The organism is Paenibacillus sp. GD4 (genome assembly GCF_030846225.1).
GTDB lineage: Bacteria > Bacillota > Bacilli > Paenibacillales > NBRC-103111 > Paenibacillus_G > Paenibacillus_G silviterrae.
This window is the reverse complement of the sequence record NZ_JAVCYK010000001.1, coordinates 1115395-1137064: the sequence shown is the minus strand read 5'-3', so window position 1 is coordinate 1137064 and position 21670 is coordinate 1115395. Positions and strand designations below refer to the sequence as shown.

Below are 21670 nucleotides of genomic sequence, written 5' to 3'. Positions count from 1 at the left end.
GTCACGGGCTGTTGAGCTCTTCAACAGCCTTCCCATTTCTACATAGAGAAGGGAGAGCTAAGGATGAGCGATACTGCGGTTTCACGCCCTACGACTGCAAAAAAATCACAAGAATCCGGCCTACTGAAGAGAATTATTAAAAACCGAGCGATCTACCTTATGATTTTGCCCGGAATTTTGTACTTTATTATTTTTAAGTACATCCCAATGTACGGTTTGGTCATTGCTTTCCAGGATTACAAGCCTTATCTGGGAATGACAGGCAGCCCTTGGGTTGGCTTTAAGCACTTCGAGCGTCTGTTTACAGAGCCGATGTTCTGGACGATTTTCTACAACACCCTCATGCTATTCGTCATGAACCTGGTATTTTACTTCCCGGTGCCAATCATTTTGGCCGTCATGCTGAACGAGGTGCGCCGCGATTATTTCAAGCGTATCATTCAGACGTTGATCTATGTGCCTCACTTTATGTCTTGGGTTATTATCGTTTCGATTACGTTCGTTATGCTTTCCATGGACCGCGGTATAATTAACGAGCTGCTTGTGATGATGGGATTTGAGAAAATCAATTTCCTCCTGAGCAACGACTGGTTCCGCCCGATGTACATTCTTCAAACCATCTGGAGAGAAGCCGGATGGGGAACGATCATCTACCTGGCCGCAATGGCTGCGATTGACCCTGGCTTATACGAAGCTGCCCGTATGGACGGCGCAGGACGCTTCCGTCAAATTTGGCACATCACGCTGCCTTCGATCCGCAGTGTAATCATGGTACTCTTGATCCTGAAGATCGGACACGTGCTTGACCTTGGATTCGAACATATTTATCTCTTGCTGAACTCCATGAACCGTGAAGTGGCGGAGATATTCGATACGTATGTATACACGGCCGGTTTGAAGCAAGGGCAATACAGCTTCTCGACAGCTGTCGGCTTCTTCAAATCGATTGTTGGATTGATTCTCGTAATGTTCGCTAACTGGCTCTCCAAAAAGGTCGGCGAAGAAGGTATCTACTAAGAAGGAGGTTGAACACTCATGCACGATAAATCTTTCAACAGCCGCCTCTTTGATGGAGTCAACTATTTTCTCCTGACTTTGGTCGGTTTGGTTACGATTCTTCCCTTTATTCACGTCGTTGCCGGCTCCTTTACTACGGTTCAGGAGCTCGCTGAGAAGCAATTCGTTTTGATACCAACCGTGTGGACCTTGGATGCTTACCGTTATGTATTTTCAACCAACACACTTGTCATGGGCCTTGCGGTCTCCATAGGGATTACCTTGTTCGGTACCATGTTCAGTATGGCTTTGACGTCCTTCATGGCTTATGGCTTGGCGCGCCGCGACTTGGACGGCCGTAACACCATCATGTTCCTCGTCGTGTTCACTATGCTGTTCAGCGGCGGTATGATCCCTACGTTCCTGGTTGTTAAGGAAATGGGCTTGATCGATACGTATGCGTCTCAGGTCATTCCGGTTGCGATCAACGCATTCAACCTGATCATTATGCGTAACTTCTTCCAAAACCTGCCTGACGGGATTGAGGAATCGGCGAAAATCGACGGCTGCGGCGACTGGGGTATTCTTTTCAAAATCGTCATCCCGTTGTCCATGCCGGCCATTGCAACCATCTCTCTGTTCTATGCCGTAACTTACTGGAACACTTACATGTCTGCGATCCTGTACCTGAATGACACGGCGAAATGGCCTGTACAGGTCATCCTGAGACAGATCGTTATCCTGGCGAGCGGTCTTAGCGCCGATACCTCCGGTATGGACGACAGCTTCGTAACACCACCGGAGCAAACGGTGAAGATGGCGGTTATCGTAGTAGCGACGATTCCGATCCTGCTCGTATATCCGTTCCTGCAAAAGCATTTCGCGAAAGGTGCTTTGATGGGTTCGATCAAAGGCTAATTGTACTGTGTGCTTGAGAGGATCCCTCTCAAGCATTCCGTTTCTTAGGATGCCGATTACCCGATGAAATAGCATATACAAAACATGATTCCTGCGAAACTGCAGGAATTTTCTTTCGAATATGACTTATTTAGAGGAGGGACACCAACATGAACAGCAAGGGAATGTACGTTAATCCGGTTGTAGCAGGGAATTATGCAGACCCGTCGGTAATCCGGGTTGGCGAGGATTATTACATGACACATACGTCTTACAAAGCGATCCCGGGGCTAATCATTTGGCATTCCCGGGATTTGGTTCACTGGGCGCCGATCTCGGCTGCGCTCTATGAGTATGTAGGGGACGTATGGGCTCCGGAGTTCGTTCATCATGATGGAACGTATTACATCTACTTCCCCGCGAACCGGACGAATTGGGTGGTCACGGCGCCAAACCCGACGGGTCCTTGGAGCCGGCCGGTGGATCTCAAGATCAAGGGCATTGACCCCGGTCACGTGGTCGGGCCTGACGGAAAGCGTTACCTGCATATGTCGGACGGCCATATCGTAGAGCTGTCGGAGGACGGGCTTGCGATTGTCGGGGAACCGAGACATGTGTACGAAGGCTGGCGTTATCCGGATGAGTGGGTGGTCGAAGGCTACAGCATGGAAGGGCCGAAGCTGCGATACAAGGACGGCTACTACTACTTGAACGTCGCGGTTGGCGGAACGGCCGGACCGCCGACCAGCCATATGGTCGTATGTTCACGTTCACATACTCCTTGGGGACCTTGGGAGCACTCTCCGTACAACCCGGTGGTCAAGACGCAGTCCCGCAGCGAGCGATGGTGGTCCAAGGGGCACGGAACGCTGATCGATACTCCGGACGGCAAATGGTATATCGTCTATCACGGTTATCTAAACGGGTATCATTCGTTAGGACGACAAACGCTTCTGGAGCCGGTGGAGTGGACGGAGGACGGGTGGTATCGGGCGATCAAGGGCATAACGCCGGACAATCCGATCCCACTGCCTTCCGGAGAAGCGGTGAAGCAGAGCCGTACGATGGACGACCGGTTTAACGGCGAGCGCTTGGGCATTCATTGGCAGTGCAACGGCGAGCTGCCGGAGGTGCATTACCGTCAACAGAACGGGGCGCTGACGGTCCGGGGGCGCGATGAACAAAGCCAGCGCTCACCGTTGGTGTTCATGACTACAGCGCCCAGCTACGAAGCAGAGGTAGAGCTGTCCTTCACGGGAGCCGCCGAGGGAAGGCTCCTGCTTTATTACGATGATAATGCCTGGATGGGCATCGGCGTCTCCGCTAAAGGAGCAAGGCACCTGCGTTCCTTTAAGCAGTATGCCGTGAAGCCATGCTCCGGGGAACGAGTATTCTTAAGGATTCGACATGAGGAGCATCTGGTCTTTTATTATTACAGCACGGATGGAATCCATTGGAGCCGATACGATAAAGTGACCGAGGCGTCGGGCTTTAACCATAACACCTTGGGCGGCTTCCTAAGCCTGCGAATCGGTTTGGACGCCGTAGGAGAGGGGACCGTCACGTTCCACCGGTTTCAATACCGAGAACTGCACAACTAGAGCCACGAAGGGGAGAACAACGCATGTCAAACGCAAATCAGCGGCTGCAAACCATTTTTAACGACTTGGATAACCTGTTTGAAGGATATTTTGAATGGCTGGAGGGTCAATACGACCCGAAGAGCGGCGGCTTTTTCTACGCGCAGAGCTCCAAGAGCTCAGGAAAGTTCATTCCCGATATCGAGTCCACTTCGCAAGCGATCAACATTCTGGAGCGCTGCGAGTTTCTGCCGAAATGGGATCCGGCGTTTAAAACAAAAGCAACCCAGTTCTACCAGGGGAAGCAGGATCCGGCTACCGGGTACTTCTACGATGAAGATCCGAACATGAGACTCGACGAGGTGATGGTGGGCAGGGCGATCGCTTATTCGGTGAACTCCCTGCGAAAGCTGGAAGCTCAGCCGCTCTATCCGCTTCCAAGCCAGCAGCATGCGGCTCCCGCTTACATGAAGTCACCCCAGGCTTATGCGGAATGGCTTCGCAGCATTAGTCTCGCCAACAGCTGGAGAGGCTGTGACCGGCTCTGCAATTCGGCTCCTTACATCGGTCAGCTGGAGGGGGCCGAGCAGGAGGCATTCTTGAAGGAGGCCTTTTCCTACTTCGACAGCATCCAAGACAAGGAATCCGGACTATGGGGCGAAGGCTCGCGGTACGTGCAGATTTCCGGCTCGTTCAAGCTCCATACGTTCTACAACCGGTTTCAGGTAAAGCTGCCGCGTGCCGCCGAGCTGTATCAGAGCCTTCTCTATACGCTGCGCAACGATGAAGCGAAGGATATGTGTTATATTCGGAACCCGATCGACCTGCTCTCGGAAATGACGGTAACGATTACAGACGACGAGATGGCGGAAATCGCCGAAACTACGGTGCGCAATATGAAGCGGCTGAAAAGAGCGGACGGCGGCTTCTCCCGCGAGCTTGACCATTCCCCGGTTGCGCCTAACGTGGCACAGGTGAAGAAAGGGGAATATTACCCGGAAATGCCGATTGCCGTGCCGCTTGGACTGGGCCTTGTCGAAGGAGATATGAACGCGGGAACGCAGGCGATCTGGATCCGGGTGCTGCTCCATGAGCTGGCCGGCTTCAAGCAGCCGCAGCTGAAGGTGCCGGCGAAGCTGATCGACTGTTACCGGGCAGAGCTGTAGGCTATGAATCGGAAGAACTACGATCGGCGCTTCCTCAACGAGGCGCTGATTACCCAGCTGAACCACGGTATTTTTCAATTCGGGAATGCCTTGTCGTCCGTTTTTCTTACGGTGTATTTATGGCGGCTCACCAATGACCTATGGATCAATGGCGCCTTCAACCTGATCATGCTGCTCAGCGGCCCGATTGCAACGATTTACATAGGCAAGGTTGCAAAGCTGAGGGACCGGCTGCTGGCTTACCGGCTGGGCATTTTTCTGACCGCAGTATTATATCTCGGAATTCTTATCGTTCAAGAACGCATGGTGGACTATTTCGTCGTGTTCGCGCTGCTTCGCGGCGTATCGAATGCATTTTATTGGCTCGGGCATTTTACCCTAATCAGCGAAGTGACCAACAATGAGAACCGGCACCAATATTTGGGCTGGAATCAGATCATTACGAATGTGGCGACATTGGCCGGTCCGGCTGTGGCAGGGCTGCTGATCGGAAGCTTCGAGGGATTGCAAGGGTATATGTACATCTACCTGCTTGCGTTCCTGATGTTTTTCCTTGCTTCGCTCGTCAGCCTGAAGCTGAAGAAGTCCCCATCTCACCATAAAGCGTATTATTTAAAATACACAGGCCAAATGATGAGGAAGTATTCGATCTTCGGCCGTTCGCTTGCCGGCTGGTTCGTCATGGGACTGCCGCAGGGGATCATGAGCTATATGCCTACGATTATCCTGTATCAAGCCGTGCCGAAGGAGAGCTTCGTCGGCTGGATGAACATGGCGTTTACGGGCATTATGATTTTATCGGGCTATTTCTTGGCCAAAAAAGCGAAAGCGGAGCAAACCCGTCTCTTCCTGTGGCTTTCCGCCTGGGGCTTTCTCGTCTCATCGGTGCCCCTGCTGTGGGGAATTTCCTTAGTTACGGTGATTTTGTTTATGAGCGTGTATTCCTTTGTGAAGCCGCTGCAAACCAATGTCTTCACGGCGCATTATTACCGGATGAGCGGTGAGCTGCCTCTGGGGCCGCACTATCGCATCGAAGCGGTGGTCGTTCGTGAAACATCGATCAATATGGGACGGGCGATGGGCGTTGTACTGTTCATGCTCGCTTCAACCTATCTCGGTACAGCCTGGATGCCATGGATACTTGTTTTAGTAATGGCTACCCAGCTGGCGGTAAATCAACTGATTGATCTTAGGGAGGCTAATAACTAAATGGCGATTTACGATATAACGCAATATGGGGCGGTACCCGGCGGTACCTTCGATAACACGGCAGCTATTGGGGCGGCTATTGACGCGTGCGATCAGAACGGGGGAGGAACGGTGTTCATTCCCGCCGGTACATTTCTTACAGGTCCAATTGAGCTGAAGAGCCGCATGACATTGTATCTGGAATCAGGCTCCGTACTGAAATTCAAGGACGACTTCGACAGCTATCCGGCCGTTCGTACTCGCTGGTCGGGCTATGAGTGCTTCGGCTATAAGCCGTTGATTTATGGAGTGGGCCTGAAGCAGGTCGCGATTAAGGGCGAAGGCATAATCGACGGTCAAGGGCAAGCCTGGTGGCAAGCATACCGCGAACTGAGATATCAGAAGGTACTGCCTGTGTCCTCCGTACGTGAGCAGCTTCTGGAGCTGAACCATACCCTTCGAACTACCGTCAAAAGCAATATTGTGGAATGGGATTCTCAATTTTTCCGTCCGGCGCTGCTGCAGCTGCTGGATTGCGAGCAGGTCGTTCTGGAAGGCATCACCCTGCAAAACTCTCCATTCTGGAATACGCATCTAGTCTATTGCGATCAGGTCAACATGCGCGGGGTTTCGATCAAAAATCCAGCCGATACGCCGAACGGCGACGGTTTGGATGTGGACTCCTGCTCTAATGTGCGCATCTCGGATTGCCACTTTGACGTAGGAGACGATTGTCTGTGCTTGAAATCCGGTATCGATGAGGACGGGCGCCGCGTGGGCCGGCCGACCGAGAACGTCGCCGTTACGAACTGTACGATGCTGCGCGGGCATGGCGGGGTCGTATTCGGCAGCGAGACGGCCGGCGGCATTCGCCGGATCGTCATCTCCAATTGCATCTTTATCGGCACGGACCGGGGCATTCGGTTCAAAACGAACCGTCAACGCGGCGGCGGCGTAGAGGACGTTCGGATCAGCAACATCTTCATGCAGGATGTGCTGTGTCCTCTGGCAATCAATGGCTTCTACAAGCACGGTGTGGACGAATCGAACCCGTTGATGACAAGCCCTAATGCCGTTCCGATTACGGAGGCGACTCCGGTGATCAAAAATATTTATATCAGCGAAATTTTGGCGAAAAACTGCTTGGCTTCGGCCGGATTTATTTACGGCTTGCCGGAGCAGCCGATTGAGAATGTCGTGCTTCGCCACGTGACGCTAGAGACCACAACGGATCCGCAGGAGAAGGGCGGCGAACCGGATATGGTCCGGGAGGAGCGCGTGATGGCGGGGGACGGTATTCTCGTGAAGCACGTAAAAGGTCTGGAGCTGCACCAGGTACAGGTGGAAACACGTCAGGGACCGGCGTTGATGCTGGAGAACGTAAGCGATGTTGATATCGACGGGCTGCGAATGAAGAAGCGTCATGCTTCTACGCCTGTCGTACGTGTACAGGAGGTAGAAGATCTTCGCATTAGCGGGGATCGTGCAGGTGATGCCGCTTATTTGGAAACCGTGAAGCTGGGGTAGGTGATGGATCGCATGTGGCATCCTGATGAGTTTTTGAAAAAGCTGTATGCAGAGCAGGAGCTGGAGCGCAGACGTTGGCTGGACGAGCCTTGGGAAAAACGACGGATACGGCTGCGGGCGAAGCTGGGCGAACTGCTCGGAGAATTTAAAGTAAGCGGCGAGCTGGCTCCGAAGCTGCTGGAGCGGGTAGAGCTGCCGGAGCACGGATTGGTGCGCGAGCGCGTCGAGTACACGACCGCGGAAGGGCTTCGCGTCCCTGCTTATGTAGTGCTTCCGCAATCGACGGAAGGCAAGCGATTGCCAGCCGTTCTTGCTTGGCACGGGCACGGGTATGGCAGCCGCGAATCGGTAGGTTTGCTGGCGGACGGTTCAGTCCGGGAAGGAGCCCCTGGCATTCACAACGATTTTGCTCTGGAGCTGGCGAAGCGCGGCGTGGTTGTGCTTCTTCCGGAGATCGTCGGCTTCGGAGACCGGAAGCTGCAGCAGGACTTGGCGCAGGATCCCGGTGTAGGCAACTCCTGCTTCTCCATTGGGGCCGCTTTGCTCCTTGCGGGCAAGACCATTGCCGGGCTGCGGGTATACGAAGCAAGACGTGCTGTCGATTACTTGGCTGCCCGTCCGGAGGTGGATGCCGACCGTATCGGCGGCATGGGCTTCTCCGGCGGCGGTATGGTGGCTTCTTTGCATGGGGCGGTTGATGACCGGGTGAAAGCGACGGTACTATGCGGGTATCCAAATACGTATGAAAGCAGTATCCTGGCGCGGCGGCATTGTCTGGACAACTATATTCCCGGTGTGCTTCCTTTTGCCGAAATGCCGGACCTGCTGGCTTTACTGGCTCCCAGACCACTATTCATCGAGTCAGGGGATGAGGACCATTTGTTTCCTGCAGAGACGGTCAAGGATGTCATTAGCAAGCTGAGATCCTTGTATACTCAGCTTGAGTCAGGGGAGAGGTTTGCTTTTGACATTTTTGAAGGCAAGCATGAGATTAAGGGAAGGTATTCATACGACTGGCTGACTACAGTATTACGTTCGACGGATGGCAGTATACATTAGGCGGCGCGAGGTCTATGCCGAAAGTTTTTCATAGTATAAGCCGGAACGTTTTACTGAATCCTAAGGGTGTTGTTCTAAATCCTTAGGAGGTGTTCGTCCATGTCTACGACAACCAAGGAATCTCCTCAAGCCGGGCAACAAACGTGCGGGTCGAAGCAGGAGTCCGCTATGAAGCAGACGCCGACAATGACGTCCGCTGCCGCTGCAGCCCCAACCGCTAAGTCGGCCCCGGCAGCTGCTGCGCAAACAAACACGTCGGCAGCTCCGTCTGCTTCAACAACAGCAGCATTACCTGCCCCGTCTGCGACGCAAACGAAGTCGACAGCTTCCGCTTTGCCTGCCCAGCTTCAGATGGCTGAAGCCAAACAAGCGGCAACCCAGGCTGCGTCGGCGCAGCAGCTGGCTCGGCAGGCGCAGCAGCAGGCACAGCAAGCGCAGCAGCAGGCATTAGTGGCTTCGCAGGTCTCGCAGCAAGCATCCATGGCAAGCGCAGCGGCGAGTGCATCGGTTGCTAAGCAGCCCGCGGCTGTAACGAACATCAACACCGAACAGCTGGCTCAGCAAGTGCAGCAGGAAGCGGATCAAGTGCTTCAGCACGCACAGCAAATGATGCATCAAGCGCAGCAGGCGTCCCAGCTTGTACAGCAAATGCAGCAATGCGCTCAAGAAGCGAAGCAGCAGCAATATATTGCTGCACAGCAGCTTGCCCAAGCGGAGCAGGAATTGTACGGGGCGCAGCAGAAGGTGGAGGCGGCCGTGCAGGCTACCCAGCAGGCGAATCAGCTGGAGAAGTCAAGCAATGAACAGCTTTTACAGGCACAGCAGCAGCTGCAGCAGGTAGAGCAGCAATGTCATTTTTCGTAGATTATCCGAAGAAAAACCGTCGGGGCTTAGGCACCGGCGGTTTTTTTAAACAAAAGGATGGCAATCGTAAGGATGATAATCATAAGCGATGTCCCAAGATTTCTCCCGCGGCTGTTGCGCTTCCTCCCAGCGCCTGAGAACCTTTGAGTTCCATGCTCCTGTTTCTACCCTTTCCAAAAGCTCATAAACGGTGACATGCTCATCTTGGCGGATCAGCTTTTGATCCTTTAAAGGCAAGGTGGACACCAGCGTTGCAAAATATTCCAACGACATCGACCAGCATTTCATTTCCTCTACCGATCTGTCGATTCTTCCTAAGTATCCGATTTCCGATTTATGACTGGTACATAGACCGTTTTTATGAAATTCACAAGTACGACAACCCAAGTTCAGTTCCATTTACATCAAACTCCAGACCTATATTTTATATGAATCATTATACCTAGGGGACTGGAAAAAGACTGTGGAGTATTTCACAAAAACATGGATTCTGTAAAACTTTTTTTCATGCGATATCGGGAGGCGCGATACTTTGTTACGAATTGGTGACCAATGGAGCAGGATGAAAAATTCATGCTACAATAAGGATTACTAGGGAAAACCCGTAAAGAGAGGTGTCTGCTTCGTGATTCAACTGCTGTTGATTATCGTAGTGCTTGGTATTTTGTTTAGTATGGCGTTTCTTCGATTTTTCCAAGGGTACAAGGGGCAGGGGGCGCTTTGGTCCGTACTGTTTGCTGCCGGCATGGTGGCCTTTTATTGGTCCATTGCTGCGGGGATTCTAGTGATAGAGGAATAGGCGGAAATTCGACAAAAAACAAAAGGACGTGCCCGGGTGCATCGGGATCACGTCCTTTTTGCTATATTAACACTTCACTTCAGCGCCTTTTCTTGAATACCAATACCAGCATACTGCAATACTTACGGCATAATACACGATGAAAATATAGAGCGCTGTGTTCGCCGAGCCGGTCGTATCAAGGGACCAACCGAAGATTTTCGGAATAAAGTATGCCCCGTAAGCAGCCAATGCCGCGATCAAGCCCATGACGGAGCTGGCTTGCTTCCCTTCAAAGATGAAAGGCACCATGCGGAACGTAGATCCGTTGGCAATCCCCGTACCGGCGAATAAAATCAGGAACATCAGCAGGAATCCTGTAAATTGATGCGTGTTTAAGAATAGGACGACGCCGGCCGTTGCTGCAACCATTACGATGGTTGTCCAGAAGGTGACCTTCGCTCCGCTGTTGAGCTTATCGGAGATATAACCGCCTACCGGGCGAAGCGCTGCCCCGACCAGTGGCCCAAGGAAAGCGAGCTGTGCCGCATTGATCTCAGGAAATTCGGAGCGGATGAGCAGCGGAAAGGCGGCCCCGTAACCGATGAAGGACCCGAAGCACATCACATACAGCCATGTCATCACCCAGGTATGCTTGTGCTTCAGAACAGCCAGCTGTTCCTTCACGCTTTGGCCCGAGTTCGGTAAACTATCCATGCCGAAGATTGCCAAAAGGGTTGCCAAGATAATGGGAATAACCCATACGAAAGCTGCATTTTGCAGGAAAATCTCCGATCCGTTCTTCATGATCTGCGGACCGCCTGTCATCGCTCCGATGAAGCCGACGCCTATGATGAGCGGTGTTACGAATTGTACGACACTAACTCCTAGATTTCCGATGCCCACGTTGATTCCATTCGCCGTCCCTTTCTTGGCTTTAGGGAAGAACGGGTTAATGTTTGCGGTGGAGGAGGACAAGCAGCCGCCGCCCAGTCCGCATAATGCGGCAAGCAAAGCAAGCACAGAGAACGGAGTGTCAGGGTTCTGAACGGCCCAACCGATTCCGACCGCCGGTATCAGCAGCAGGGATGTACTGATAATGGTCCATTTTTTGCCGCCGAGCAATCCGGGCATAAAGGTATAGAAGAGACGGAAGGTAGCTCCCGTCAAGCCGGGAAGAGCAGCAAGGGTAAACAGCTCGTTCTTGCTGAGCTGAAAGCCTACATCATTAAGCCTTGTAGCGACAACAGACCAGATTTGCCATACGATAAACGCCAGGATCAAACAAAATACGGAGATTAGCAGGTTTCGATTAGCAACCTTCCTGCCTGTTTTCTCCCAAAATACAATGTTTTCCGGATTCCAATCAGCAATACGTGCCATACGTAATGACCTCCTCGATTTGTATGGACACATTGTATCAACGCTTACAAAACCACGATGTTAAATAAATCACAGGTCCAATGTAAAAAAAAGGATGCCCGGACTTTGTGATAAAAAGCACAGCTAACGATGGCCGGCAGAGCTACAATGAAATCAGAAACAAACGCAAAGCCAGCAAGCATAGGAGGTCGTTTGTCCATGAAAACCGCTGTCCCATGGAAGGAACCGTTGTCTGAGCCCGCTCATCCTACGGAGCTGTATCATGCCATTAAGCAGCTAATAGAAGAGCATGAGCAATTAAAGCTGTTAATTCAAGCCTTGGAAGAGAAGGCTCGTCAAGCTGCATTATCCCGCGATACGGAGGAACAGCTTAAAGCCTTGCGCGATCTAAAGGCCGATACGGTGCAATTTATGTCCCAAATGAACCGGCATTCCTCTTGGGAGGAGCAGGTATTATACCCGTTCCTTCATGAATATTTCGATCTAAGCATGGGCCCGTCTATGGTTCCTTCCTTCTGGGTATTGGAGAAAGACCACGACTTGGCGGAGGCCTATATGGATTCCTTCATCGACGCTGTGGAAGACCTGGCTTCCCCTGGAGACCGGCGGCAGCTGCAAAGTGTAGCGGAGCATCTGCTTCAGGCCTGCCGGATCTTGAGCGGACACCTCGCTATGGAGGAACAGCTGGTTTATCCTTTGTCTGACCAAGTATTGACGGACGTAGACTATTTCTTCTCTTAAGGAGCTGATTGCCATGAGTATGATCATTCACGGGAAACAATTGGAGGTAACCCCTGCCCTAAAGGAATACATCGAACGTAAGATGGGAGCGCTGCAGGAGTGGTTCGAGGAGCCAGTTGAGATTCATGTGACCCTATCGATCCTAGGTCATAGGCATCAGCAAGTTGTTGAGGTGACCATACCGTATCATGGCATGGTGTATCGAGCCGAAGAAAAGCAGCAGGACATGTACGCTTCGATCGACCTCGTGGCCGACAAGCTGGAGCGCCGTCTGCGTAAATATAAAGAAAAGGTCCAGCGAAAGCTTCGCGGTAGGGGCAGCCTCCGGACGCAGCCGGTCCAGTCCGAAACGGTACGTGCCGTTGCATTAGAGGAGGAAGAGGATTTCGAGCTGCTTCGCGTTAAAAAAATTAACCTCAAGCCTGTGGATGTGCAGGAGGCGATTCTGGAGATGAATCTGCTGGACCATAGCTTCCATCTGTTCCACAACAAAGATACGAATCGTATGGAGGTTGTTTATCGACGCAACGACGGTTCGTACGGATTGATTACAACCTAGTAAACGGCTTCACAAAGGGGGCTGTCCCAAAAGTAGCGAAAAATCTACTTAAAGGGACAGCCCCTTTTATACAACCCCGAATTTCGTGAAAAAATGGCCGGACAGGGTTCATTCTTGCCCGGCTATATGTCTTTTTTGCTCCGTGGTTACCACCTTAAGCAAATTGTGGGCAAGTGAAAGCCACCCGACCTCCAGGCTTACTTTTGGTAAGCCGCGAAGCAGGAACCTCCGGAATCCCCGGTTATTTTTCATTTGCCCAAACACACTTTCCACTTCGATCATTCGTTGAACCGAGAGCTTGCGTCCATCTTCGCTTCTTAATTTTTCTCTAGCCACTTTTTTGTAGCGAAGATACTCCATGCTGACCCTTATTTCGCGGCTGCGTTCAGACTTGGTGCATTTCTCTTTGAACGGACACCCCCCACAGTTTTCACTTCGGTAGATCCGCAATTTGACCCCGTACCCACTATCAGTCTTGTTCTTGCTCTCCTTAATAAAATGTAGTGTTCTTCCGTTTGGGCATACCCAGATGTCTTTGTCCTCGTTGTACGTCCAGTTTTCTAAGCGGGATACGTCGTTTCGCCATGCCCTTGATACTTCCTTATGAAAGGAATTGTATTTCACAAGCGCTTCCATGTTTTCTTTCTCTAGATACGCATAGTTTTCCTCACCACCGTAACCGGCATCGGCGATGACGGTTTTAGGAAGACGACCAAGCGTCTCTTTTACCTTGTTAAGATGCGGGATAAGGCAACGCGTATCTGTCGGGCGCTGGTGGAGGGAGTAACCTACGATGAATTGGTTCTCTGTGCCGACTTGTACGTTGTAGCCGGGCTTGAGTTGACCGTTGCCCATGTGGTCTTCCTTCATTCTCATAAACGTGGCATCTGGATCCGTTTTACTGAAACTGTTTCGTTCGCCAAGGATCTCAAGCTGAGTTTCGTACTTCTGCTGGCGGGGAACAAAATCCTTACGCAGTTGCCGTACCGCTTTCTTTACCGTTTTGTTCTTTGGTTCACTCTTCAGTTTGGCTTCTAGCTTCGTTAAAGCCGCCTCCATGCTCTCGCTTGTTAGGTCGGTGTCTCCGCCCAGCTCGAGCAGGTCCTTGCCGTTGTGCTCTTTATCTTCCTGAATCTCCTGCTGTTCAATCTCAATAAAAAGCTGCTTCACTTTCTCTTCCAGCCTGGCTTTCTGCTTCTTTACTGTCTTTCCCCAGACAAACGTATACCGGTTTGCATTTGCTTCGATCTTGGTACCGTCAACAAAGTAGTTCTCCAGCTTGATATATCCCTCGGCCATTAGCAGCTCCAGCATTCCTGCAAAAATCTTCTCGAGCTGCTCCTTCATCCGCTCGGAGCGAAACCGATTGATGGTCCGGAAGTCCGGCTGTTGGCGACCTGCCAGCCACATGAAAGGGATATTCTCACGCACGGCCTTGGCAATCTGTCTAGAGGAGTAGATACGTTGAGAATAAGCATACACAATGATTTTAGTAAGCATTTTAGGGTGATAGCTATCCCGACCGCCTCCGGGATACGCAGCTGTAAACAAGCTGTCGTCCAAACGATTGATGAAGCTATTAATAACTCGCGCTACGTGACGTGGTGGGATGTCCATTTCCAAATCCATTGGCAGACACAGTTGATCCATGGTATATTGAATAAACAAAGAAACCTCTCCTTTCAATGGTTGCTCGACACTTCCATTTTACCAAGGATTGGTTTCTTTTTGTTTTACAAAATTGAGAAAAAGGGGCAGTCCCTCAGTCACCTATGGTGACTTTTGGGACAGCCCCTTCTTTTTTTGTCTCCATTTGTAGGAAAATCCCGTATTCCCAAATTTGCAGTGATCTTAATCATAGTTGCTCCCTTATGGAATGTGGTCTAATAACAGCAGACAAAGGAACAAAGGAGAATGAACAATGGACCGAGCGTTCGCATCGAAATATGCAAGGATGATGTTCATGACGGTTTGCGGGCTGATTCTGCTCATGTATATTGGCTCCCGCATGTTTACTCATATTGACTTGGCCTTATACGGGTATATGGTCGGTACGGTGGTTTTTATCGGAGGGTTCTTCTACCGGTTCATCGCTTGGGCGGAGCGGCCGCCGACGAAGCTGATCCTAAAGAAAGGGATGAAGCTGCTGTTCCGCAAAAGCACACCGCAAACCTCGGTGGAGCACCTGGTGACCTACCGGTTTATTTGGAACCGGAGCTGGTATCGATGGACTCAGCACGTGCTGCTCGGCTGGGGCTGTATCCTGTCCTGCTTCGTAACGTTCCCATTGGTATTCGGCTGGATGTATTTTACCATGTCGGATAACGGCCTCTATACCGTCGTATTCTTCGGAATCGACCTGATGAAGGTAAAGGCCGACGGCATCATCGCCTTTCTCTTTTACAACGCGCTTAATATTACAGCCATGATGGTGATAGCCGGTGTAGCCATGGCGCTGTACCGCAGATTGAAACATATGCAGGCGCGTGCGGAGCAGTCGTTTGTTTATGACTTCCTGCCGCTGTATCTCCTATTATTCATTAGCATCACAGGGCTTATGCTGACCTTCAGCAACGTATTCCTGCACGGCTTCGGCCATCCGGTCATGTCTCTCATTCATCAATGGTCTGTCATTATTACATTGATCTATCTACCCTTTGGCAAGCTGGCGCACATTCCGTTCCGTCCGATGAGTGTGCTTGCGCGGAACTATCGCGAGCACTACGGCGCGCAGCAGATGAAATCCTGTAAGGTGTGCGGCAGCGGCTTCGTCTCGGGAGAGCAATCGGAGGACGTGATTTCCGTGCTGAAGCAGAATGATATCGAGTTCCAAACGCCGGAGGGACACCATCTCGCAGAGCTGTGTCTGCCTTGCCGTCGCAAGTATCGAATCGCCCGCTTCAGCGGGATTCCAACCCACGAAATCCGTCATAAGGAGGCGAATCAGAATGCCAAAGGATAAATTTTTTAAAGACATCGAGAACAAGACGCATCCAGGTGAAAAATTAATCCCGACGCATTGCTCCTATTGCGGTATGCAGTGCGGGATGAACCTGAGAGTCAATACGCATACGAATCAAATCATCGGGGTGGAGCCGAGATACGAATGGCCGGTTACCCTAGGTAAAATGTGCCCTAAGGGAGTCACCGCTTATCAGCAAACCAACCACAAGGACAGGCTGCTCAGGCCGTTAATCCGGGATAACGCGGCGTTAAAAGGGACGAAGGACGGCTTCCGTGAAGCAAGCTGGGAGGAAGCTTACGATCTGATCGCCCGACGCTTTCTGGAGCTTCAAGGAAGCTACGGCAAGGATTCGTTATCCGTATTCAGCGGCGTCTCCATGACGAATGAAAAATGCTACCTAACCGGTAAATTCGCCCGGGTCGCTCTGCAGACCCGTTATATCGATTACAACGGACGCTATTGCATGTCCAGTGCGGCGGCGGGATTCATGCGTTCTTTCGGCGTGGATCGGGGGTCGACTCTGCCATGGACCGACCTGCACGAAACGGACTGCTTATTCATCGCCGGCAGCAACACGGCGGAATGCCATCCCACCTCCATGTTCCGCATATGGGAGGTTCAAAACCGGGGCGGTTACCTGATTGTAGCGGATCCGCGGGAAACCCCCATCGCACGGCGCGCTGATGTTCATCTTGACCTTCGCCCCGGCACGGATTTGGCCCTGGCCAACTGTATGGTCCATCTCCTCATTCAGAACGGCCATATCGATGAAAGCTTCGTGAAGGAGCATACGAACGGCTTCGAGGACATGGCGGAGGTGGTTAAGGAATTCACGGCTGAATATACGAGCGAGATTACGGGTGTAGCCCCGGAGAAGCTTATAAGAGCTGCCGAAATCTACGGCAAGGCTCCAAACGCCGTTGTCATGTTTGCCCGCGGCATCGAGCAGCAGCATAAGGGCTCGGATAACGTGTCCGCTTATACGAATATGGCGCTCGTTACCGGCAAAATCGGCAGGCCGAAGTCCGGCGTAGCAACCTTCACGGGCCAAGGCAACGGCCAAGGGGGCCGTGAGCACGGACAGAAGGCGGATGCGCTCCCGGGCTACCGCAAAATTGTCAACCCGAAGCATGTGGAGGAGGTATGCAAGGTCTGGGGCATCACTCCGGAGGAAATGCCGCAGCCGGGCGTCTCTGCGCAGGAAATGTTCGGGCTGATGCTGGACAAAACGATTCGCGGCTTGTACCTGCTCTGCTCGAACCCGGCCGTATCCGCACCGAATCAGAACTTTGTCCGTTCCGCGCTGCGTCAGCTGGATTTTATGGTATGCTGCGACTTCTTCTTGTCGGAATCGGCGGAATTCGCCGATGTCGTCCTGCCGGCTACCACTTGGTCCGAGGATGAAGGGACCGTTACTAACCTGGAAGGACGCTGCATTAAAATCAATAAGGCACAAGAGCCTATCGGCGAATCGAAGCCGGATTGGCTGATCCAGGTGGAGCTCGCCGAGCGTCTTGGCCGCGGGCAGTATTTCCGCCATCTGCAAAGCGCCCGAAAGGTGAATGATGAATTCCGCCTTGCCTCCAAGGGAGGTTACGCGGATTATAGCGGGATTACATGGGAAAAGATTGAGAAGCAGAACGGCGTATTCTGGCCCTGCCGAAGCGAGGCCGAGGAAGACACGGGTACTCCGTACATGTTCCTGGACAAAAAGTTTTACCACCCCGACGGCAGAGCGAAGCTATGTGCCCTGCCTTACCGGCCGCCTGCAGAGGAGCCGTGCACGCTCTATCCGCTGCGCTTGACGACGGGCAGAGTCGTTTATCACTATTTATCGGGGAATCAAACCCGCCGCATTCCTTTCCTGAAGGATATGTGCCCCGAGCCTTTTGTTGAGGTTCATCCCGAGATGGCGGCCCGCTACAATATCGTGCATGACGAGCGTGTCCGCCTGTATACCCGCAGAGGAGAAGCCGTATATAAAGTGAAAATAACGGAAGCGATCCGTCAAGATACCGTCTTTGTTCCTTATCACTACGGCCACGAGGAGTCGGTCAATCTGTTGACCATCGATGCTCTGGATCCGATGTCGAAAATGCCGGAATTCAAAGCGTGTGCCGCCCAGATCGAGAAGCTTCACAAAGAGGAAGTGAACGGACAATGAAGCAATATTTATATATCGAAATGGACAATTGCATCGGGTGCCGAAGCTGTCTGGCCGCGTGCACGCAGTGCGGTGGTCACGACGAGCGTAACCGGAACTACGTATACGATGTCAATCCCTATGTGAACCGCCAAACGATACCTCTGATGTGCCTGCATTGTGTAAACCCGGCATGTGCCCGCAGCTGCCCTGCGCAGGCCATTCAGGTCACTCCGGAGGGAGCGGTGCTGTCCGCTCTGGTAGAGAAATGTATCGGCTGCCAGAACTGTACGATCGCCTGTCCTTACGGCATTCCAAAGTTCGATGCCGAACAGAATCTGATGTATAAATGCGACCTTTGCTATGACCGGACCAAGGAAGGGATTCCGCCGATGTGCGCTTCGGTATGCCCGACGAATACGCTGCAGTGGGTTACCGAGGAGGAGCTTCGCCGCAAGAAGGAGCAGCATCAGCTGGGCAAGTGGACGGCCAGCCGGGAGTATGATCCGCTTGAAGGGGAAACGAATGTAAAAATCAGTCTCCCGGGCATTCTACAAGGGAAGCAGAAGCTGTTCTAAGTACAAATATCCAGGAGGTGTTCTCCGGTGGAACAAGAAAAGCAGCCAAAAAATCATAAGATTCCTTTCGAGGAAGACAACTATACACACAACATCCGTAAGGAAGGCGAGCGTAAGCTGGACCGGCGCGGATTTATGAAAACGATGGTCGGAGCGGCGGGAGTCTTTGCCGTATCGACCTTGCCGTGGGGAGCCATTGCCGCCAAAGAACTAGCGGGACTTGGGAAGAAGGCCCAGCCGAAGCTCAAGCTGGCGGAGGTGAAAGCGCTGGGTATCGGAGATGCCCTGGAATTCGCTTACCCTACGGAGCACGAGAGCGCTCTATTGATCCGGCTCGGCGAATCGGAGTATAAGGCGTATCAGAACGCCTGTACCCACTTGAAGTGTCCCGTCTTTTGGAGCAAGGAGAAAACGGAGCTTGTATGCCCGTGCCATCATGGCTTCTTCGATGTCAAAACCGGTGCTCCAACGGCAGGGCCGCCGAAGCGCCCTCTGCCGGAGATTGAGCTGACTATCGAGCAGGGCGCGATTTATGCAACAGGGGTGAAGCGATATGAAACGTAGCTACCGGGGCGTGATCCTCCTGAGCATCGTGCTGCTGCTGAATATCGTTTTTACTCAGCAGGCGGTCAATGCTTATTTTTACGAAAAGTATGTGACCGTTCTCGTCTTTGCCGCGCTTAATGTGCTGACCTTTCCCTTGGCGTTATGGATTTACCGGCGGGAGCGTGATGCTGTATGAGTGCCCCGAGTGAGTTTTTCGTCGATTTATGCTTTATCCGCTCGCACGAAAGCCGGAAAGAGCCGATGAAGCGTGCTGTTGATGAGGCCATGTCGAGAATGTTTACGGAGGGACACATTTGGTCAACCTCATATCGCATGGAGGAAGGGCTCGACATCGTGACGGCGGAAGCGAACGGCTTATCCCCTTGGGGCACCGAGGAAGAAGTACTGGTTCGCCTTGAAGAGAGACTAGGCGCCGATTGCCTGGAGTGGCTTCAAGGCTACCGGGTCCATGTAATCACCAAGGAGGACGTAGGGCCATGTCAGCTGAAATGCAAGCCAAGAAAATAAGCTCTATCGCCGTGCAGCTCCGAGAATTCATCGGTCATGAGGCTGAGATTCGGATAACGGACGTGGCCGGGAAGGATCCGGTCGCGCCGGGCAAGCGGTTTACCTTGCACGATGTGAAGCTGTCTCCGGAGCACACGCACCTGATCTGCTGCTTGAACGAAGCGCAGCATATTTCCATACCGATATATGATCAGACTTCGCTGCTTTCAATAGAACAAGGACTTAGGCTGGTCTCCGAGGACCGTCTCGCGGAGCTCATTTACACTTTACAAATTACGTATGCTTAAAGGCGCTGCTCTCTCAACGAGGCGGCGTCTCTTTTTTTGCTGTGCCGTCTTCTCGTATGATATTTCGGAAGAATGACCAGAATATGACACAGGAGGTGGGACGATGGATTGCGATCAACATCAACAGAGCTGCGGGATTGACTGGGAGACGCTGCGCTCGCTGCTGCAGCAGACGATGGAGACGGAAACCGAGCTGCTTCGTACATATACCCTTGCGTCCGAACGGATTCACGACAATCGCGAGCTGAGAGAGCGTCTGCAGAATTTTGCGGAAGGCAACGCCAAGAGGTCCAAACAGCTGCAAGACGAACTTACTTTACTTGAAGGGAAGATCACAACATGACGACGCAAACTTTATTTCACAAGCTGGGCGGTCAGGACACAATCCAGAAGGTTGTAGATTCCTTCTATGAGAAGGTGCTGGCGGACGAAACCGTAAACGGCTTCTTCCGTGAAACGGACATGGAGAAGCAGCGGCGTCATCAAGCGTTGTTTATCGGCTACGCTTTAGGCAGCGGGCACGAATTCACGGGCAGGTCGATGGCTAAAGCGCATGAAGGCATGAACCTTCAGCCGCAGCATTTCGATGCGATTGTCGGCCATTTGACGGCGACCTTAAAGGAATTTGGGGTGGAAGAGGCGGACATCGGCCAAATTGTGGCCAAGCTGGGCACACTTCAAGACGATATTTTGTACAAGTAAGGGGATACTACGTCTCGTATCATATTCCTGTACATTCGGAGGCGAGACGAGATGGCGAAGACCAAAGGCAAGTCGATGAAGCAAAAAAATCAAGCGATGGCTGCGGAATCCAGCAATGCTACTGAGAATATTACAGGCAGCACCCAGCCGACGTACCATGCCGGGGCTCACGAGCAAAACAATCGATCCGTATAAGAATGCACGCAGTCCGGGAGGACGGCCCAATGGCCGTTCTCTTTTTTTTGTCGAAATGATTGTGCTTGAAATCACAAGCACATCCTCCCGTGCCGGTTATAGTGTTAATAGATAAACCAAATTCAATTTAACCGGAGGGTGTTCAATATGAAATTTCAAGCGACTGAAACGGTAGGAAGCATTGTGACGGCATTTCCGGGAGCAAGCAACGTGTTCAGGGCACACCGGATCGATTTCTGCTGCGGGGGACAGAGACCTTTGGCTGAGGTTCTTGAGCAATCCGGCTTGAGTGAGCAGACCGTTCTTCAAGAGCTGGAGGATGCCTACGAACGGGCCGCGCTGAGGGAACGGCAGCAGGACTTTCGGCGCTATACGCGTTCCGAGCTGATCTCGCATATTGTGACAGTCCATCATGACTTCCTGCGTTCCGAGCTTCCTTTATTGGGTGAATTCGTAGAGAAAATCGCCAGAGTGCACGGACCCTCGCATAAGGAGCTGATTGAGCTAAGGGCGTTGTATCAGCAGCTTCGGGAGGAGCTTGAGGAGCATTTGCTTGCGGAGGAGGAGCGGGTGTTCCCCATGGTCCGGGCGTACGAAGCAACAGGTGATGCGGGTACGAAAGAAGAAGCTCTGCGTGCTATTGACGAGCTGGAGTCAGAGCACGACAAGGCGGGCGCTTTGCTGCGGGAGATGCGAGCCGTGACCGTCGATTATACGCTGCCGGAAGGGGCATGCCGAACTTATACCGTAGCCTTTCAGAAGCTGGAGCAGCTCGAAGCCGATATGTTCCAGCATATCCACCTGGAGAACAATATTTTATTCCAAAGCTTGTAACGCTCGTGCCTTCTTTGCGGGTTCGCTGATATACCGTTTCGTCCCTCTCGTCCTTCATAGTGACGCATATCACTGCCCGGGCGTGCCAAATGTGGTGTAATAGGAATATAACCACCAGCCGGAGAGGATCAGGCAACCAAGCAGAAGAGGAGTG

The 21670-nt window shown here is 52.2% G+C and carries 25 protein-coding genes; 22 read left to right on the top strand and 3 right to left on the bottom strand.

The window, feature by feature from the left end; genetic code table 11:
• The first annotated feature begins 63 nt into the window (after nucleotides 1–63).
• The 8 genes from RAC89_RS05455 (at nucleotide 64) to RAC89_RS05420 (ending at nucleotide 9277) form a co-directional block, all read left to right on the top strand.
• A complete protein-coding gene (locus RAC89_RS05455; protein ID WP_306612280.1) occupies nucleotides 64–1017 on the top strand; it encodes an ABC transporter permease in 954 nt (317 codons plus the stop codon).
• A gap of 18 nt (nucleotides 1018–1035) precedes the next feature.
• Nucleotides 1036–1914 (top strand): carbohydrate ABC transporter permease, encoded by an 879-nt coding sequence (locus tag RAC89_RS05450; protein WP_306612278.1) that lies wholly within the window; start codon nucleotides 1036–1038, stop codon nucleotides 1912–1914.
• A 149-nt stretch (nucleotides 1915–2063) separates the two neighbouring features.
• On the top strand, nucleotides 2064–3494 hold the full coding sequence (locus RAC89_RS05445; RefSeq protein WP_306612277.1) for a family 43 glycosylhydrolase: 1431 nt from the start codon (nucleotides 2064–2066) through the stop codon (nucleotides 3492–3494).
• Nucleotides 3495–3517: 23 nt separating this feature from the next.
• Nucleotides 3518–4639, top strand: coding sequence for a hypothetical protein (locus RAC89_RS05440; protein WP_306612275.1), 1122 nt, complete (start codon nucleotides 3518–3520; stop codon nucleotides 4637–4639).
• 3 nt (nucleotides 4640–4642) lie between these two features.
• Entirely contained in the window at nucleotides 4643–5848 is a 1206-nt protein-coding gene (locus RAC89_RS05435) for an MFS transporter (RefSeq protein ID WP_306612273.1), read from the top strand.
• Nucleotides 5849–7354, top strand: a complete 1506-nt coding sequence (locus tag RAC89_RS05430) for a glycoside hydrolase family 28 protein (RefSeq protein ID WP_306612272.1) — start codon at nucleotides 5849–5851, stop codon at nucleotides 7352–7354.
• Between the two features lie 3 nt (nucleotides 7355–7357).
• Entirely contained in the window at nucleotides 7358–8413 is a 1056-nt protein-coding gene (locus RAC89_RS05425; protein ID WP_306612270.1) for a dienelactone hydrolase family protein, read from the top strand.
• A 99-nt stretch (nucleotides 8414–8512) separates the two neighbouring features.
• Nucleotides 8513–9277 carry a hypothetical protein gene (locus RAC89_RS05420; protein WP_306612268.1) on the top strand — a complete coding sequence of 255 codons (765 nt, stop codon included), beginning with the start codon at nucleotides 8513–8515 and terminating at the stop codon, nucleotides 9275–9277.
• Between the two features lie 45 nt (nucleotides 9278–9322).
• On the opposite strand, the gene RAC89_RS05415 is transcribed toward RAC89_RS05420, so the two are convergent.
• The gene (locus tag RAC89_RS05415) at nucleotides 9323–9676 is read right to left on the bottom strand and encodes a hypothetical protein (RefSeq protein WP_306612266.1); all 354 of its coding nucleotides are present in this window, start codon (nucleotides 9674–9676) and stop codon (nucleotides 9323–9325) included.
• Between the two features lie 226 nt (nucleotides 9677–9902).
• On the opposite strand from RAC89_RS05415, the gene RAC89_RS05410 reads away from it, so the two are divergent.
• Nucleotides 9903–10076 (top strand): hypothetical protein, encoded by a 174-nt coding sequence (locus tag RAC89_RS05410; RefSeq protein ID WP_284641060.1) that lies wholly within the window; start codon nucleotides 9903–9905, stop codon nucleotides 10074–10076.
• A 66-nt stretch (nucleotides 10077–10142) separates the two neighbouring features.
• On the opposite strand, the gene RAC89_RS05405 is transcribed toward RAC89_RS05410, so the two are convergent.
• Entirely contained in the window at nucleotides 10143–11438 is a 1296-nt protein-coding gene (locus tag RAC89_RS05405) for an MFS transporter (protein ID WP_284641059.1), read from the bottom strand.
• 198 nt (nucleotides 11439–11636) lie between these two features.
• Here RAC89_RS05405 and RAC89_RS05400 point away from each other — a divergent pair, with 198 nt between their 5' ends.
• Nucleotides 11637–12179, top strand: a complete 543-nt coding sequence (locus tag RAC89_RS05400) for a hemerythrin domain-containing protein (RefSeq protein ID WP_306612264.1) — start codon at nucleotides 11637–11639, stop codon at nucleotides 12177–12179.
• 13 nt (nucleotides 12180–12192) lie between these two features.
• Complete coding sequence (gene hpf / locus RAC89_RS05395; protein ID WP_306612261.1) at nucleotides 12193–12738, top strand: ribosome hibernation-promoting factor, HPF/YfiA family; 546 nt, start codon at nucleotides 12193–12195, stop codon at nucleotides 12736–12738.
• A gap of 108 nt (nucleotides 12739–12846) precedes the next feature.
• On the opposite strand, the gene RAC89_RS05390 is transcribed toward hpf, so the two are convergent.
• Nucleotides 12847–14406, bottom strand: a complete 1560-nt coding sequence (locus RAC89_RS05390; protein ID WP_306612259.1) for an IS1182 family transposase — start codon at nucleotides 14404–14406, stop codon at nucleotides 12847–12849.
• Between the two features lie 253 nt (nucleotides 14407–14659).
• Here RAC89_RS05390 and RAC89_RS05385 point away from each other — a divergent pair, with 253 nt between their 5' ends.
• From RAC89_RS05385 to ric, 11 genes are all read left to right on the top strand, one after another.
• Complete coding sequence (locus tag RAC89_RS05385; RefSeq protein WP_306612257.1) at nucleotides 14660–15700, top strand: hypothetical protein; 1041 nt, start codon at nucleotides 14660–14662, stop codon at nucleotides 15698–15700.
• A complete protein-coding gene (locus RAC89_RS05380; RefSeq protein WP_306612255.1) occupies nucleotides 15687–17867 on the top strand; it encodes a molybdopterin oxidoreductase family protein in 2181 nt (726 codons plus the stop codon). The genes RAC89_RS05385 and RAC89_RS05380 overlap by 14 nt, the downstream gene beginning before the upstream one ends.
• Nucleotides 17864–18424 (top strand): 4Fe-4S dicluster domain-containing protein, encoded by a 561-nt coding sequence (locus RAC89_RS05375; RefSeq protein ID WP_284641054.1) that lies wholly within the window; start codon nucleotides 17864–17866, stop codon nucleotides 18422–18424. Before RAC89_RS05380 ends, RAC89_RS05375 begins: the two co-directional genes overlap by 4 nt.
• Before the next feature lie 27 nt (nucleotides 18425–18451).
• Nucleotides 18452–18988 (top strand): Rieske (2Fe-2S) protein, encoded by a 537-nt coding sequence (locus RAC89_RS05370; RefSeq protein ID WP_306612253.1) that lies wholly within the window; start codon nucleotides 18452–18454, stop codon nucleotides 18986–18988.
• Nucleotides 18978–19166, top strand: coding sequence for a hypothetical protein (locus RAC89_RS05365; protein WP_306612251.1), 189 nt, complete (start codon nucleotides 18978–18980; stop codon nucleotides 19164–19166). Before RAC89_RS05370 ends, RAC89_RS05365 begins: the two co-directional genes overlap by 11 nt.
• Nucleotides 19163–19498, top strand: a complete 336-nt coding sequence (locus RAC89_RS05360) for a hypothetical protein (RefSeq protein WP_306612249.1) — start codon at nucleotides 19163–19165, stop codon at nucleotides 19496–19498. The genes RAC89_RS05365 and RAC89_RS05360 overlap by 4 nt, the downstream gene beginning before the upstream one ends.
• Complete coding sequence (locus tag RAC89_RS05355) at nucleotides 19468–19785, top strand: hypothetical protein (protein WP_306612247.1); 318 nt, start codon at nucleotides 19468–19470, stop codon at nucleotides 19783–19785. The genes RAC89_RS05360 and RAC89_RS05355 overlap by 31 nt, the downstream gene beginning before the upstream one ends.
• A 103-nt stretch (nucleotides 19786–19888) precedes the next feature.
• Complete coding sequence (locus tag RAC89_RS05350; protein ID WP_306612245.1) at nucleotides 19889–20128, top strand: hypothetical protein; 240 nt, start codon at nucleotides 19889–19891, stop codon at nucleotides 20126–20128.
• On the top strand, nucleotides 20125–20487 hold the full coding sequence (locus RAC89_RS05345; RefSeq protein ID WP_284641048.1) for a group I truncated hemoglobin: 363 nt from the start codon (nucleotides 20125–20127) through the stop codon (nucleotides 20485–20487). The genes RAC89_RS05350 and RAC89_RS05345 overlap by 4 nt, the downstream gene beginning before the upstream one ends.
• A 51-nt stretch (nucleotides 20488–20538) precedes the next feature.
• Nucleotides 20539–20682: a hypothetical protein gene (locus RAC89_RS05340; RefSeq protein ID WP_284641047.1), complete on the top strand. Its 144-nt coding sequence runs from the start codon at nucleotides 20539–20541 to the stop codon at nucleotides 20680–20682.
• Nucleotides 20683–20829: 147 nt separating this feature from the next.
• Entirely contained in the window at nucleotides 20830–21516 is a 687-nt protein-coding gene (gene ric / locus RAC89_RS05335; protein WP_306612243.1) for an iron-sulfur cluster repair di-iron protein, read from the top strand.
• The last annotated feature ends 154 nt before the right edge of the window (nucleotides 21517–21670 follow it).